Source organism: Novosphingobium gossypii (assembly GCF_050433305.1).
In the GTDB taxonomy this organism is placed as follows: Bacteria; Pseudomonadota; Alphaproteobacteria; order Sphingomonadales; family Sphingomonadaceae; genus Novosphingobium; species Novosphingobium gossypii.
In genome coordinates, this window is sequence record NZ_JBNPXM010000007.1 from 111,910 (window position 1) to 126,040 (window position 14,131).

13 protein-coding genes are annotated in these 14,131 nt (G+C 65.7%); 6 read left to right on the forward strand and 7 right to left on the reverse strand.

Annotation, left to right across the window (positions count from 1 at the left end; genetic code table 11):
- On the forward strand, nt 1–1,260 hold the full coding sequence (locus tag GGR40_RS14265) for a lipopolysaccharide biosynthesis protein (RefSeq protein WP_429276917.1): 1,260 nt from the start codon (nt 1–3) through the stop codon (nt 1,258–1,260).
- A gap of 4 nt (nt 1,261–1,264) precedes the next feature.
- Here GGR40_RS14265 and GGR40_RS14270 read toward each other — a convergent pair whose 3' ends face one another.
- Nucleotides 1,265–2,350, reverse strand: a complete 1,086-nt coding sequence (locus tag GGR40_RS14270) for an acyltransferase family protein (RefSeq protein WP_429276918.1) — start codon at nt 2,348–2,350, stop codon at nt 1,265–1,267.
- Nucleotides 2,351–2,623: 273 nt separating this feature from the next.
- Between GGR40_RS14270 and GGR40_RS14275 the strand changes: the two genes are divergently transcribed.
- Nucleotides 2,624–3,514 (forward strand): hypothetical protein, encoded by an 891-nt coding sequence (locus tag GGR40_RS14275; protein WP_429276919.1) that lies wholly within the window; start codon nt 2,624–2,626, stop codon nt 3,512–3,514.
- A gap of 18 nt (nt 3,515–3,532) precedes the next feature.
- On the opposite strand, the gene otsA is transcribed toward GGR40_RS14275, so the two are convergent.
- The 3 genes from otsA to otsB form a co-directional block, all read right to left on the reverse strand.
- Nucleotides 3,533–4,972 carry an alpha,alpha-trehalose-phosphate synthase (UDP-forming) gene (otsA, locus tag GGR40_RS14280; protein WP_429276920.1) on the reverse strand — a complete coding sequence of 480 codons (1,440 nt, stop codon included), beginning with the start codon at nt 4,970–4,972 and terminating at the stop codon, nt 3,533–3,535.
- Between the two features lie 90 nt (nt 4,973–5,062).
- Complete coding sequence (locus tag GGR40_RS14285; protein ID WP_429276921.1) at nt 5,063–6,874, reverse strand: glycoside hydrolase family 15 protein; 1,812 nt, start codon at nt 6,872–6,874, stop codon at nt 5,063–5,065.
- A complete protein-coding gene (gene otsB, locus GGR40_RS14290) occupies nt 6,871–7,689 on the reverse strand; it encodes a trehalose-phosphatase (RefSeq protein ID WP_429276922.1) in 819 nt (272 codons plus the stop codon). The genes GGR40_RS14285 and otsB overlap by 4 nt, the downstream gene beginning before the upstream one ends.
- A 194-nt stretch (nt 7,690–7,883) precedes the next feature.
- On the opposite strand from otsB, the gene GGR40_RS14295 reads away from it, so the two are divergent.
- From GGR40_RS14295 to GGR40_RS14310, 4 genes are all read left to right on the forward strand, one after another.
- Nucleotides 7,884–8,441 (forward strand): hypothetical protein, encoded by a 558-nt coding sequence (locus GGR40_RS14295; RefSeq protein ID WP_429276923.1) that lies wholly within the window; start codon nt 7,884–7,886, stop codon nt 8,439–8,441.
- 86 nt (nt 8,442–8,527) lie between these two features.
- Entirely contained in the window at nt 8,528–8,986 is a 459-nt protein-coding gene (locus GGR40_RS14300) for a Dps family protein (protein WP_429276924.1), read from the forward strand.
- 40 nt (nt 8,987–9,026) lie between these two features.
- Complete coding sequence (locus tag GGR40_RS14305) at nt 9,027–9,644, forward strand: 6-phosphogluconolactonase (protein WP_429276925.1); 618 nt, start codon at nt 9,027–9,029, stop codon at nt 9,642–9,644.
- 11 nt (nt 9,645–9,655) lie between these two features.
- Nucleotides 9,656–10,126: an NUDIX domain-containing protein gene (locus GGR40_RS14310; protein WP_429276926.1), complete on the forward strand. Its 471-nt coding sequence runs from the start codon at nt 9,656–9,658 to the stop codon at nt 10,124–10,126.
- Here GGR40_RS14310 and GGR40_RS14315 read toward each other — a convergent pair.
- The 3 genes from GGR40_RS14315 to acnA form a co-directional block, all read right to left on the reverse strand.
- Nucleotides 10,117–10,566 (reverse strand): hypothetical protein, encoded by a 450-nt coding sequence (locus GGR40_RS14315; protein WP_429276927.1) that lies wholly within the window; start codon nt 10,564–10,566, stop codon nt 10,117–10,119. The genes GGR40_RS14310 and GGR40_RS14315 overlap by 10 nt on opposite strands.
- 127 nt (nt 10,567–10,693) lie before the next feature.
- The gene (locus tag GGR40_RS14320) at nt 10,694–10,957 is read right to left on the reverse strand and encodes a hypothetical protein (protein ID WP_429276928.1); all 264 of its coding nucleotides are present in this window, start codon (nt 10,955–10,957) and stop codon (nt 10,694–10,696) included.
- A gap of 440 nt (nt 10,958–11,397) precedes the next feature.
- Nucleotides 11,398–14,073, reverse strand: coding sequence for an aconitate hydratase AcnA (acnA, locus tag GGR40_RS14325; RefSeq protein ID WP_429276929.1), 2,676 nt, complete (start codon nt 14,071–14,073; stop codon nt 11,398–11,400).
- Nucleotides 14,074–14,131 lie beyond the last annotated feature (58 nt).

Consider the following 14,131-nt stretch of genomic DNA (forward strand, 5'->3'; position numbering starts at 1 on the left):
GTGACCATTGCGGCCCTGCGCCGAAAGCTCGACACCGGCATGGGCCGCGCCCTGACGAGCGCGCTCGATCCCGTCATTTCCAGCGGGGCGATGTTCCTGCTGCAGGGGGCAGTGCTGCTTACCGCGGACAAGCAGGCGTTCGGATCGTACAGCCTGGGCTATTCCTATGTCCTCATGGGGCAGGTGCTGCTGTCGGCACTGTTCGGAGCGCCGCTGGTGACCCTGCTGGGCCGGATGGAGGGCGATGAGCAGCGCCGTCATATCGGTGAGGCCGTCCTGCGGTTCCAGATGATGGCGTCGCTGGTGGTGGGGCTGCTGGGGCTAGTGCTGGCGTGGTTTGCGGGAATCCCCGCGTCCGTCGCGGTGGCCGCGGCGGTCGGGCTGGTGGGGGTGTCGTTTCGCGACGCGTTGCGCAGCGTACTTCTGGCGCAGTTGCAGTTGGTCCGGGCAGCGGTGTTGTCGATGATTTTCGCAGCGGCTATCGCGGCGATTTTGCTGGGAATGTTCATCGTGTTCCGGCGGATCGACGCGGTGCTGGGCCTCGCCGCGCTGGCGGCGGCATCGCTGCTGGCGGTATCGCGCTACGTCTGGGTCAGCCTGACCACGAAAGCGCGCATTCCTGCCGAGACGCAGCGGGAAATCCGCGGGATGACGACATGGTCGCTGCCCGGCGCGATCGCGATCTGGCTGCAGAACAGTTTCTACCTGACTCTGATCGCGATCAATCTGGACATCGGCGCGGTGGGCGAAGTCTCCGCCGCGCGCATGGCGATCATGCCGATCCTGATCGTGACTTCGGGACTGATCCGGTTGGCCCAGGTCAACGCCAGCCGCCGCCTTGCGGGAGAAGGCATAGCTGCCGCGCTGGCCGGAGCGCGCCGCCCGGCACTGCTGTGCCTGCTGGGCGGGGTGGTCGCCAGCCTAGGCTGCCTCATGCTGGGAACCACCGTGCTGGCCCCGTTCGTGCCGCCGAAATTCCCGCATCTGGCGCAGCTGGTATCGGTCTGGCTGCTGTTTGCCGCGGCCACGACGGCGCGCAGCATCTTCACTTCCCTTTACCAGGCGATGGGCCGGTATCGGGAACTGTTCGTATACAACGTGGTGATGCTGCCGTTCGTGGTCGCCGCAATTGCCTATGCGCCGAGGTATCTGGGGCTTCCGGGGGCGATCCTGCCGATGGCCGTGTCGGAGATCGTGCTGATGGCCGTACTCATCCTGCGGGTCGACAAGGCGGACGGCGTAAAAACCGCCGCCGCCTGAAGCCTCAGCGGCCCCATAGCGCCCTGCCGACCACCGCCGAGCGCCGGGTAAGCGCGATCACGGCCATGATAAGGACAAGCGACAGCGCGCAGACGGCGACGGCCAGGGCCAGCCTCGTGCCCAGCGCCGGCGCGTCCGGCCCCAGGAACGGCCGGGCAAGGCGGGGTGCTTCGGCAAAGAAGATGCTTTGGACCAGATAAATTTCCATGGTCACGACGCCGATCCGCTGAAGCATCCGCCCCGGCGAGGTGTTCACCACGCGCCGGGCGATCCAGTCGATGCCGATGGCGGCAAAGACGGTGGCGCATGCCGATCCTGCCAGCATCAGGGCGATCTGGCCGGGAGCGGCCATCGTCTGCAGGTGGTTGTTGTAGATGTAGGTATCGTGAGTCCAGTACCGATAGGCGATCGCCGTGCCCACTGCGCCTAGCGCAAATAGTACCCCCCTGTTGGCGCTGGCGAAGGCCGCAAGGGCAGGCTCGGTGCGCAGCAGCCGTCCGGCGACGAAGTAGGGGAAGATGAAGCCGAACTTGGCGATGCTGTCCGACGCGGTGCCTTGCAGCAGCAGCACCAGGAAAATGGCGGCATAGCCAAGCCTTGGCCGTCGCAGGACGCTTTCGCACAGATAGCAGGCGGCCAGCGAGAAGAAGATCGCCCAGATGAACCAGTAGCGGCTGACCAATATCTCTTTAAGAGCGGTCAGCGGCGCCCGGCTTAGGTCCGCCGTGATCGCCGCGTGGATGCACCAGGCGATCACCACCCATACGATCATCGGCAGAATCAGGGTGACGATCCGCTTCATCACGTCCTGCCGGATCACCGCACGACCGGGTGAGAAGTACCCGCTGTATGCCGCGAACAGCGGCATGTGGAACATGTAGATGAACTTGAACACCGGATCGGACCAGAACTGGCCGCTGCTTGCATACGAAAAATACTGGATGGAATGCCCGAACAGCACCAGGGTGATCAGGATCCCCTTACACGCATCCAGATGGAGCAGGCGGATCCCGGCTTTCTTCGCCATGTCAACGGCGATCGACCGGAGTGTCGGGTCCGCTCCGCCCACAGGCACGTCGACAGTGGTCATCGCAATTCCCCGCTCATTCGTATCCGTTCGACCTGATCGCGTGGCCGGGCCGCGCACATATCGCTAGTTCAGTCCGTTGTGGAGTGTTTATGGTCCGGAATCAATTTACCGCTTCGCTGGCCATGCTAAGGGGTTCAGGTTGAAACCGTATTTTCGCGTAACAGGATGGCCGCGCCATTCATGCATCCGCGCGATTTTCGAAACAGGGAAAATCCGATGGGGTCTTTAGCCCGGCGTGTTCTCGGGCCGGCATATCCGTTCGTCATTCGCACCATGACCAGTGAGCCGGTGCGGGAATTGACGGCGATTGCCGGACTGCCATCCTATATTGCCCGCCGGGGGAAGATGGGCGATGCGCTGTGCATCGACGTCCACCCCCGCATGGGCATGGGCGCCCTGATCGCCAAAGCGCTGCTGTTCCACGAAATGGCTGACCGGGCGGGCCTGAAGCCGGAAATCGTCTCGACCAACTCCCTCTACCTCTCGCCGGGATCGTCGGACGTGCTGGCCGACTATTTCACCGGGCGTCCGACGCAAGTCCGTTCGCGCCCGCTTTCGGGCAAGAGCTACATGTGGGCGCTACGCCACGGAGCGCCCCTGCACATGCCGCTGGACCGTGCAGCGCAGCTGTTCGCGACGCACTTCAACCCGGCCCCCGCCATCGTCGAGCAGGTCGATAAGGTTCTGCAGGGCCGCTCCTCGTTCGATCTCAGCATCCATTTCCGGGGAACCGACAAGGTGCTGGAATCCGGGACGCCCGACATGGACCGGGCACTGCAGCACATCGGCGGGTTCCTGGACGGGACGCGGGGCAAGGACGTTTTCCTCGCCACGGACGACAATGCGTTCCGCCGGGTGCTGACCACGCGCTACCCGCAGCACACCTTCTCCAGCTACGACCTGTCGGTGCTGCCGGACGATACGCCCCGCCATTTCTCGGCCATGTCGGCACGGGACAAGGCGGTGGAATCGCTGGTCAACATCTTCCTGCTGGCGCGCAGTCCAGTCATCGTGCGATCCAGTTCCTACATGTCGGCCATCAGCGTGCTGGCGAATCCGGCGATGAAGACGATCACCCTCAACAAGACGCTGACCGGACGGCAGATCTTCCCCGAGCACGAGATCATCGAGGCGGAGCAGGCCGCAGGCGGGCCGCAACGCTAGCGGCCCGCGCGCGACGGTTCAGGAGCAGGCAGGCTCCGTAGTGGGCTGCGTGGCAGGTTCAGGGGCGGCTTCCACCGGACCGTCCTCGTCTTCCAGCGTCCTGAGAAACTGGTCGAGCCAGTGGCTGACGTCTTCGTCGCGAACGGCGGCCAGCAGCTTGGCATGGCGACGCCGGCGTTCGTCCAGTGGCATGTCGAGAGCGCGCTGGATGGTCTCGGCGACCTGTTCCACCGAATGCGGGTTGACCAGTAGCGCGTCCTTCAGGCGCAGCGCCGCGCCGGCGAACTGCGACAGCACCAGCACGCCGGGGTCTTCCGGGTCCTGTGCGGCGATGTATTCCTTCGCCACCAGGTTCATCCCGTCGCGCAGCGGGGTCACCAGCGCGACGTCCGCCGCGCGGTAGAACCCGGCAAGCTGGTTGCGCGGGTAGCCCCGGTTGACGTAGCGGATCGGCACGAAGTCCACGTCGGCATGGGCGCCGTTGATGTGGCCGGTCTTGCGTTCCAGATCCTCGCGGATCTGCTGGTAGCTGGCCACGTCGCCACGGCTGGGCGGGGCAATCTGCAGCAGAACCACGTTGCCGGTGCGCTCGGGATGGTCGGACAGGAACCGCGCGAAGCTTTCGAAGCGTTCGCCCAGCCCCTTGGAATAGTCCAGCCGGTCCACCCCGATCAGGATCTTGCGACCGCGCACGCTGGCCTTCAGCCGGTCGTGCGCTTCGGCGGCGGCGGGGCTGGCGACGGCTTCGGAAAATTCGGGATAGTCGATGCCGATCGGGAAGGCGCGGGCGACGATGCGGCGGCCTTCGTACTCGATCGTGTTGTCCAGCCCGACCTTCAGGCCCATCTCCTTCTGGACATAGTGCAGGAAGCTCTCCAGCCATTCGGTCGTCTGGAAGCCGATGACGTCGTGCTGCAGCATCGAGGCGACCAGCCGGTCATGGAACGGCAGCGAGGCCAGCAGGCGCGTCGGCGGCCACGGCGTGTGCACGAACAGGCCGATGCGGTTCTGCACCCCCTTGCCCCGCAGGATGGAGGCAAGCGGCAGCAGGTGGTAGTCGTGAATCCACACGATGTCGTCCGGTTCGATCAGCGGGAAAACCGAATCGGCGAACCGTTCGTTCACCCGTTCGTAGCCCTCGCCGAAATTGCGGTCATACTCGGTCAGGTCGATGCGATAGTGAAACAGCGGCCACAGCGTGCGGTTGGCATAGCCGTTATAGTATTCGTCGATGTCCTGCGGTTCGAGGTCGATGGTGGCGGTGGTGACGCCATCGTTGCGCTGCATGTCGAGGTGGCCGGTGAATTCCGCCGTTTCCTGCCCGGACCAGCCGAACCAGATGCCGCCGTGAGTGCGCAGCGCAGAGTTCAGCGCCACGGCAAGCCCCCCTTGCGCACCGGCGGCCCCCGCCGCGCTGGGAACGCTGACGCGGTTGGATATAACGATTAGACGGCCCATGGCTCAGCCCTTCTTGTGCGCCCTGACAGGCCTGAAAGTGCGTGGGCGCGGCCATCCGGCCACGCGCAAAGGCGGGATGCCCCGACGCCGTCAGCGCCAGTCCCGCCACGACCGGGACAGCTGCCCGGCACAATTGATGATACCTACCAGCGAATAGGTCTGCGGAAAGTTCCCCCAAAGTTCGCTGGTTTCGAAATCCATGTCCTCGGAAAGCAGGCCCGACTGGGTGCGGTGGCCCAGCATCGCTTCGAACAGGCGGCGCGCCTCTTCGTCCTGCCCGCTGCGGTGAAGCGCCTCGATCAGCCAGAAGGTGCAGATGTTGAAGGCGGTTTCGGGCAGGCCGAAATCGTCTTCGCTGTCATAGCGCAGCATGTGCTCGCCGCGGCGCAGGGCTTTCTGGACGGCGGCAAGGGTGGAGCGGAAGCGCGGGTCGCCCGGCTCCAGATAGCGCAGTTCCACCATCTGCAGCAGGCTGGCGTCGAGCTGCGATCCGCCGAAGCTGGCGGCGAAGTGACCGCCCGCGTCGTGGCCCTCGACCGAGTGCCATGCACCGGCGTCGATGTTGGCGCGCACGGTGTCGGCACGCTCGCGCCACAGCGCTGCGCGGTCAGGCAGGCCGAGGTAGTCGGCGGCGTTCGCCAGCCTGTCGCACGCGGCCCAGCTCATGACGCTGGAGTAGGTGTGCACGGCGGTGCGGGTGCGCAGTTCCCACAGCCCGGCGTCAGGCTGGTTGTGGGTCTTCCACGCCATTTCGCCCACTTGTTCAAGGCTGCGGAAGTCGTCCTCGTTGGCGATGCGCAGCAGGCGCTGGTCGGAAAACGCCTGTATGGAAGGCAGCACGATCTGGCCGTAGCAGTCGTTCTGCACCTGATAGTAGGCCGCATTGCCTACGCGCACCGGTCCCATGCCACGATAACCGGCAAGGTCGGGCGCTTCCCACTCGATGATCTCCTTGGCCCCGCTGACGGCGTAAAGCGGCTGGACCACGCCGTCCGGCGCATCGGCAACGATGTTGCGCAGATAGGCGAGGTATTTTTCCAGCACGTCCAGCGCGCCCAGGTGGTTGAGCGCCTGCACCGTGTAATAGGCGTCGCGGATCCAGCAATACCGGTAGTCCCAGTTGCGCTGGCTACCCGGCGCCTCGGGGATGGACGTGGTGAGCGCGGCGACGATGGCGCCGGTCTCCTCGTGCTGGCACAGCTTCAGCGTGATCGCCGCGCGGATGACGGCATCCTGCCAGTCGAGCGGGGTGGCAAGGCCGCGCACCCACAGCCGCCAGTAGTTTCCCGTGCGCTGAAGCATCGTTTCCAGATCGTGCTCGACATTGCCGGCAAACGGCTCGTCGGGGCCGAGGAAGAAGTGTAGCGCCTTTTCCAGCCGGAACCAGCGCTCGTCCAGCACGTAGCCGACCGGGGCATCGGTGGTCAGGCGCAGCACGTTGCGCTCCACCAGATAGCGGATGTGGTTGGACCCCTGCGTGATCGGTGCCAGCTTGCTGCCGTAACCGCTCATCGGCGTCAGGATCGTGCGGATGCGCGGCGAACCCGACACCGGGCGCACGATGCGGGCGAAGGCGACCGGGCGGTACATCCGGCCCGACCGCTCGAAGCGGGGCGCGAAGTCGTAGATCTCCACCGCACCGCCGGTAGCGTCCTCCAGCCGGGTGACCAGAATCGGGGTATTGCGCAGGTAGTGCTGGTGCACCGCGACTTGGTTCTCCAGCTCGAAGCGCCAGGTGCCCGCGTCCTGCCCTTCGCCGCGCAGCAGGGCGCAGAACGTCGGGTCGCCATCCACGCGCGGCACGCAGCCCCAGACGATGGCCCCTGCGGTGTCGATAAGCGCGCTCACCTGACAGTTGCCGATGGGCCACAGTTCCAGATTGGTCGGTGCGGGTGAGGTCATGCGTGGATGTCTCCCTTGATCGCAGTATCGAACCCGGCCTTCAGCCAGCCGCGCACATGCGCGACGTCAGGCAGCCGGTAAGTAGCGGCAGTGGCGCGCATCGGGCCGACGAGCACGCCGTGCCCGCCCAGCGCCCGGGCGGCGCGGAACGCGTCTTCGTCGGTCACGTCGTCGCCCAAGAACAGTGGCACGGCGCCCCGGAACGCAGGCAGGCCCATGAACTGCGTCACCGCGCTGCCCTTGTCCGAGCCCGGCATCGCCAGTTCGATCACCTGCTTGCCGTGTTTCAGCGACAGGCCGAAGCGGGCGCCAAGCTCTTCGGCGCAGGCGAGCAGCGGCTCAAGCGCTTCGGGATGATGGCGGTAGTGGACGGCGACGCTGAAGGGCTTGGGCTCCACCAGCAGCCCGCCGTTGTCGCGGGCGCAGCGTTCCAGCGTGGCGACGACCTCGCCGGGCAGTGGCTCGGCCAGCGGCTGCACCCCGGCATCGGCGGAGGGGCGGAACTCGCCCCCGTGCGAACCGGCGACCGCCACGTCCAGCGTGCCGACAAGCCCTTCCAGCGCGGCGATGGAGCGCCCGGTGACGACCGCCAGCCGCCCCTTCAGCGCCCGCGACAGGCCGCTCAGCAGATCGGGCAGGTCATCGGGCACGACGACCGCATCGGGATGGTCGGCGATGTCCACCAGCGTGCCGTCGAAGTCGAGGAACAGGGCCGTTCCCGGCCCGATGGCAAGCGCGGGCGGGGTGGGCAGGTCGTCGACGGAATGGAAAACGGGATATTGGCCGTCGCTTGGGCCGTCGCTGGGATTGGTCATCAATGGTCAGCCTTGCGCCAGGGGTTCGTGCCTTCGGAGGAAGACGTGGGGTAAGGTTGGGGCACATGCTGCGCCGCGATAGCGATCGGGTCAACGAATGGAGCGGCGGGGTGTTCCTGCCCATCGGCGCAACCGCCGTTTCGCCTTGCGCAGCCATGCTTTCCTCCGAAGCCGCCACGCTTTAGGAAAGGGCGATGCCTGCCTTCTACCTGACCTTCCTTGCGGTGCTGCTGTCCGGCATCGGCGCGCGCGATCAGGGCACCATCGCCGGGCTGGCGCAGGCTCAGGGGCGCCGTCCGGCGGTGCTGTTCGTGGCCATAGCGGTGGGCGTAGTGACGGCGGTGCTGGCGGCATGGGCCGCGCACTGGATGCTGTTCCACCTCCCGCCCCCGGCCCGTGCGATATTCGCCGCGATCGCGCTGGCGATGGCAGGCCTCGAATCGCTGGTGATCGTGCGCCGCCGTGCCCCGCGAGAGCCGACCAATTCGCTGGGCGCGCTGGCCGTGGTGCTGCTGGCCGCGCAAGTGACCGACGCGGCGCGCTTCATCGTCTTCGCGCTGGGCGTGGGGCTTGCCGCGCCGATCGTATCGGGCGCGGCGGGGGCGCTGGGCGCAGCCATCCTTGCCGGTTTCGCCTGGGCTTGCCCTGAAGCCGTCACAAGTCCCGGTGCAAGGTGGGTGCGCCGAACCGCCGGGGCGCTGCTCCTTCTGGCGGCGACAGTGACGGCGTTTCGACAATTCGATATTCTGTGATCGAATTTTGCAATCGAACCCATCCTTTCCAAGCGCGTTTCCAGATCGTACTTCCGTTCACAATACGACACACAGAGGGAACAGACATGACTTCGAAGGACAATTCGCAGGCCGCCCTGATCGACAGCCTCAACGGGCTGCTGGCGGACACTTTCGCGCTCTACGTGAAAACCAAGAACTTCCACTGGCATGTGAAGGGCCCGCAGTTCCACGATCTGCACCTGCTGTTCGACGCGCAGGCGACCGAAATCTTTGGCCTGACCGACCTTATCGCGGAGCGCGTGCGCAAGCTGGGCGGCAAGACGCTGACCTCGATCGGCTCGATCGCCGCGAAGAGCACCATCAAGGACGAGGACGATACCTCGCTCGACGCCGCTGCGATGGTCAAGGAACTGTTCCAGGACAACACCGCCTATGTCGCTACGCTGAAGGCGACCAAGGAACTGGCCGGCGAAGCGGGCGACAACGCCACCGACGGCGTGATCGACGACTGGACCGATCAGGCCGAACAGCGTGCCTGGTTCCTGCGCGAGATCATCGCCTGACCGGTTCCGCTTGCGTGTGGGGAGTGCTAGAGCATTCCCCATGCTCAACGTCGAAGTGATCGAAGGCGCCGACGACGCCGCTATCGCCACGTGGTTCGCGGGACGCCTGCGCGCCGCACTGGCCGTCCATACCGAAATCGCGGTCACGGTGCCCGGCGGCTCCACCCCGTTCCCGATCTTCGACCGGCTGGCGGGCCAAGACCTGCCCTGGCCGCGCATCGCCGTCTGGCCGGGGGACGACCGCATCGTCGACGAGGATCACCCAGCCAGCAACGTCGGCAAGATCCGCGCCCGGCTGGAACCCGCCGGCGCCCGGATCGTGCCGCTGACCGAAGATGCGCAGCCGCCGCACTTCGCCATCGCCTGGCTGGGCATGGGCGGCGACGGGCACATCGCCTCGCTGTTTCCCAACACCGATCCGCAGGTGAACGACCGTCTGGCCGTCCGCCGCCTGACGCCCGACCCGCTTCCCCCCGAAGCGCCGTTCGACCGCCTCAGCCTGACCATTCCCTCGCTGCTCGACAGCGACGAGATCGTCTTCGTCATCCGTGGCGCAGACAAGCGCGCGGTGTTCGACGCCGCCGTCAGGGGCGAGCACGATCTGCCCGTCGCCCGCCTGCTCGGCGCGGTTCGCGGCAAAGTGACCTGCTTCTGCTGAACCTGATCCCCGTGCCGCTGCACCGGCTGCTCTATCGGCTGGCACATGCGGCGCGGATCCGGCTGTGGCGGCTGAGGGGCACGCGGGTGCGCGGGGTTCGCGTGCTGGCGCTCGACGACCGGGGGCGTGTGCTGCTGGTGCGCCACTCCTACGGCACGCGCAGCTGGATGCCTCCCGGTGGTGGCCTTGAACCGGGCGAGGATCCGATCGACACCGCCTCGCGCGAATTGCTGGAAGAGGCAGGCTGCCGCCTGCGCGATGCCCGGATCGTTCTGACCAGCGACGAATGGCTGCACGGCGTGCCGAACACGGTCAGCATCGTCGCAGGGCAGGTGGCGGGCGAAGTGCGCATCGACCGGCGCGAGATCGTGGAAGCGGCCTTCTTCGCGCCTGACGCGCTACCGCAGGACATGGCACGCACCCTGCGCGATCACGTCGGGGGCTGGCTGGCCCTTTACACCGGGACCATCGTTCAGAAGTAGATGTCGATGTAGTCCGTCAGGCCGTCGCACCATTCGAATTCGCGCAGGCGGTAGTAGGGCCGGTTCTGCGTCACCGCGAAGCGCCAGGTCTTGGTCCTGTCGCAGTGGCGCCCCTCGTCCGGGGTATCGGTGATGGCGATCCGGCCTTCGAACGTGAAGTAATCTGCGCCGATCTCGGTGATGGTGCCGTCAAGCAGCAGCCGCCCCGGCCCACCCGCCTCGGCCTGCGCCCCGCGCAGGCGCCAGACGCCGCCATCGCGCTTCACGGCAACGGTGCCGCGGGTGTTCCAGTCTATCCACTGCAGCGACAGGCCCTTGTTGGCGGCCAGCCGCTTGGCCGCCCCGGCATCGAGAACGCGGGTCGGTTCGACTGTGCCGGCAGAGGCGGCCATCGTCAGGGTGGCCAGCAGGCCGGCGAGGAGGAGGGAGAGGATGCGCATCGCACGATGCTACGCCGCTTTCGGGCTTCGTGGAAACCCGTGGCGGTGCGCCCGGACGCACAAAGTGGCCGAACCGCGTTGCCACGGCCGACCACTTCGCTTGAATCAGACGGATCCGATCAGGAGATCAGGAACCGTTCGACTTGTCGTCGTCACCGTCGGCAACCAGGTAGATACCCGTGCCGGCAGCTGCAACGCCCAGAACGGCGAGAGCGATGGTGCCGCCCTCGGCCTTGTTCTTCTTGGCAACGGCTGCCGACTTGCGGACGCCGAGGCCATTCACGGACGAGATCTTGCCGACCGAAGCCGACGCAGCGGTGCCGGCCTGAGCCGCCACCGGCGCAGCGACGAGAGCCGCAACGCTGAGGGAGAGAAGAGTCTTCTTAAGCATTCATTGAGTCCTTTCGACGTCGATGAAAGGCGATCCTCGTTGCCACCCCGTTTTCACCTTTGGTGAACTGCAACGCAAACGCTGATGAGGTGATCGCGAGGATCGGGCACTTTTCGTTGCAGTGCACCATGCCTGTAGAAATGCGTAGTCAACCACAAGGGTAAGTGGGACCAGCCGTGCCTCTGCATCGATAGAATGAGCTGCGAACGGGCTGGCGAGAAAAAGTGCGCACGCCAGCTACTTGGCGGGGGAGTTGATCGTATGAAACTGGCGAAAGATCGATAACGCGCGGCCAATCAAAACGATCCGGTCGCAAGTAGAAAATCTGCACCTTGCCAGTTGTCGCGCGTTTCAGCACGCCGGGTAGGTGCCGAAGGCCAAGAAAAACCCCGCCCGGTTCGCACCGGACGGGGTGATTTTCTGCAGCCTTGCGGGCTGGATCAGCTCGCGGCGAGGTTGCGCAGCACGTACTGCAGGATGCCGCCGTTATTGAAGTATTCCACTTCGTTGGCAGTATCGATGCGGCACAGCGCGGTGAAGGTGAAGGTCGAACCGTCGGGACGGGTCACTTCGACTTCCACGTCCTGACGCGGCTTCAGGGTGGCGACACCCTTGATGGTGAAGCTGCAGTCGCCATTGAGCGCGAGGCTGTGGCGGCTCTCGCCTTCCTTGAACTGCAGCGGCAGCACGCCCATGCCGACGAGGTTCGAGCGGTGGATACGCTCAAAGCTTTCGACGATGACGGCGCGCACGCCCAGCAGGTTGGTGCCCTTGGCCGCCCAGTCGCGCGAGGAGCCGGTACCGTATTCCTTGCCGGCGATGACGACCATCGGGGTGCCGTCGGCCTTGTGCTTTTCAGCGACGTCGTAGACCGCGCCCACTTCCTCGCCATAGCGGCTCATGCCGCCTTCGATGCCGGGGACCATTTCGTTCCGGATGCGGATGTTGGCGAAGGTGCCGCGCATCATCACTTCGTGGTGGCCACGGCGCGAGCCGTAGGAGTTGAAATCCGCCTTGGCGACCTGGTGCTCCATCAGCCACTGGCCGGCGGGGCTGTCGGCCTTGATCGAACCGGCCGGCGAGATGTGGTCGGTGGTGATCGAATCGCCCAGGATCAGGAGCGGCTTGGCCTCGATGATGTCGGTCACCGGGGCCGGGGTCATCTCCATGCCCTCGAAGTAGGGCGGGTTGGCGACGTAGGTCGAGCCGGCGCGCCACGAATAGGTTTCCGAACCGACGACGTTGATCGCCTGCCAGTGCTTGTCGCCCTTGTAGACGTCGGCATAGCGGGCCTGGAACATCGGACGGTCCATGCACGAATTCATGGTGTCGTTGACTTCGAGGTTGGTCGGCCAGATGTCCTTGAGGAACACGTCCGTGCCGTCCTTGCTGACGCCGATCGGGGTGGTGGTGAAATCTTCCACCACGGTGCCCTTCAGGGCATAGGCAACGACCAGCGGCGGCGAGGCCAGGAAGTTGGCGCGCACGTCGGGAGAGACGCGGCCCTCGAAGTTGCGGTTGCCCGAGATCACGGCGCTGGCGACCAGGCCGTTCTCGTTGATCGCCTTGCTGATCGGCTCGGCCAGCGGGCCGGAGTTGCCGATGCAGGTGGTGCAGCCGTAACCGACGAGGTTGAAGCCGATGTTGTCGAGGTGCGACTGCAGGCCGGCCTTGTTCAGGTAGTCGGTGACCACCTGCGAACCGGGCGCGAGCGAGGTCTTGACCCAGGGCTTGGGCTTCAGGCCCAGTTCGTCGGCCTTCTTGGCGACGAGGCCGGCAGCGACCAGCACGCTCGGGTTCGAGGTGTTGGTGCAGCTGGTGATCGCTGCGATCATGACGTCGCCGTCACCGATGTCGAAGTCCTTGCCTTCGACGGGGACGCGCTGCGGCGCCTTCTTGTAGGTGGCGGCCATGTCGGCGTTGAACACGTCGTCGACTTCCGGCAGCGCAACCCAGTCCTGCGGGCGCTTGGGACCGGCGAGCGAGGGCACGACGGTCGCCATGTCCAGCTCCAGCGTGCTGGAGAAGATCGGGTCGGCGGCGTTCGCCTCGATCCAGAAGCCCTGCTCCTTGGCGTAGGCTTCGACGAGGGCGATCTGGTCTTCCTCGCGGCCGGTGAGGCGCAGGTAGTCCAGCGTCTTGTCGTCGATGCCGAAGAAGCCGCAGGTCGCGCCGTATTCGGGGGCCATGTTGGCCAGCGTCGCGCGGTCGGCAAGGCTGAGCGAGGCGAGGCCGGGGCCGAAGTATTCGACGAAGCGACCGACGACGCCGTGCTTGCGCAGCATCGAGGTGCAGGTGAGCACGAGGTCGGTGGCGGTGACGCCTTCCTGCAGTTCGCCGGTCAGCTTGAAGCCGACGACTTCGGGGATGAGCATCGAGACGGGCTGGCCAAGCATCGCGGCTTCAGCCTCGATGCCGCCCACGCCCCAGCCCAGCACGCCCAGGCCGTTGACCATGGTGGTGTGGCTGTCGGTGCCGACGCAGGTGTCGGGATAAGCGACCAGCTGGCCGTTCTGGTCCTCGCTCGACCACACGGCCTTGGCGATGTTCTCGAGGTTGACCTGGTGGCAGATGCCGGTGCCCGGGGGAACGGCGTAGAAGTTGGCGAGCGACTTGGAACCCCACTTGAGGAAGTCGTAACGCTCCATGTTGCGCTGGTATTCGATCTCGACGTTCTCTTCGAACGCCTTGGGGTGACCGAATTCGTCAACCATGACCGAGTGGTCGATGACGAGGTTCACGGGGACCAGCGGGTTGATCTTGCTGGTGTCGCCGCCCAGCTTGGCGATCGCGTCGCGCATGGCGGCAAGGTCGACCACGCAGGGAACGCCGGTGAAGTCCTGAAGCAGCACGCGGGCCGGGCGGTACTGGATCTCGTCGCCGGTGACCGGGTTCTTCTGCCAGTCGACCACCGCCTGAACGTGATCGGTCGAAACGGTGAAGCCGCCATCCTCGAAGCGCAGCAGGTTTTCGAGCAGAACCTTCATCGAGAAGGGCAGGCGGGAAATGTCGCCGAGCTTCTCGGAAGCTTTCTTGAGCGAGTAGTAGGCGACGTCCTTGCCGCCGACGGTCATGGTGCTGCGGGTGCCGAGCGAGTCCTGTCCGACCTGAGTCATAGTGGGCGTTATCCCCTTCGTGTGATGCCTCTCGCAGGCTGCCTCGCGGCGCTCCTTT

What these genes read in the sequence shown, in the direction of transcription:
- GGR40_RS14285 (WP_429276921.1), bottom strand. Translation starts at nt 6,874, where the DNA reads ATGACCTCACCCGCACCGACCAATCTGGAACTGTGGCCCATCGGCAAC.
- GGR40_RS14315 (WP_429276927.1), bottom strand. Translation starts at nt 10,566, where the DNA reads ATGCGCATCCTCTCCCTCCTCCTCGCCGGCCTGCTGGCCACCCTGACG.
- GGR40_RS14295 (WP_429276923.1), top strand. Translation starts at nt 7,884, where the DNA reads ATGCCTGCCTTCTACCTGACCTTCCTTGCGGTGCTGCTGTCCGGCATC.
- GGR40_RS14305 (WP_429276925.1), top strand. Translation starts at nt 9,027, where the DNA reads ATGCTCAACGTCGAAGTGATCGAAGGCGCCGACGACGCCGCTATCGCC.
- GGR40_RS14300 (WP_429276924.1), top strand. Translation starts at nt 8,528, where the DNA reads ATGACTTCGAAGGACAATTCGCAGGCCGCCCTGATCGACAGCCTCAAC.
- otsA (WP_429276920.1), bottom strand. Translation starts at nt 4,972, where the DNA reads ATGGGCCGTCTAATCGTTATATCCAACCGCGTCAGCGTTCCCAGCGCG.
- acnA (WP_429276929.1), bottom strand. Translation starts at nt 14,073, where the DNA reads ATGACTCAGGTCGGACAGGACTCGCTCGGCACCCGCAGCACCATGACC.
- GGR40_RS14270 (WP_429276918.1), bottom strand. Translation starts at nt 2,350, where the DNA reads ATGACCACTGTCGACGTGCCTGTGGGCGGAGCGGACCCGACACTCCGG.
- GGR40_RS14320 (WP_429276928.1), bottom strand. Translation starts at nt 10,957, where the DNA reads ATGCTTAAGAAGACTCTTCTCTCCCTCAGCGTTGCGGCTCTCGTCGCT.
- GGR40_RS14275 (WP_429276919.1), top strand. Translation starts at nt 2,624, where the DNA reads ATGACCAGTGAGCCGGTGCGGGAATTGACGGCGATTGCCGGACTGCCA.
- otsB (WP_429276922.1), bottom strand. Translation starts at nt 7,689, where the DNA reads ATGACCAATCCCAGCGACGGCCCAAGCGACGGCCAATATCCCGTTTTC.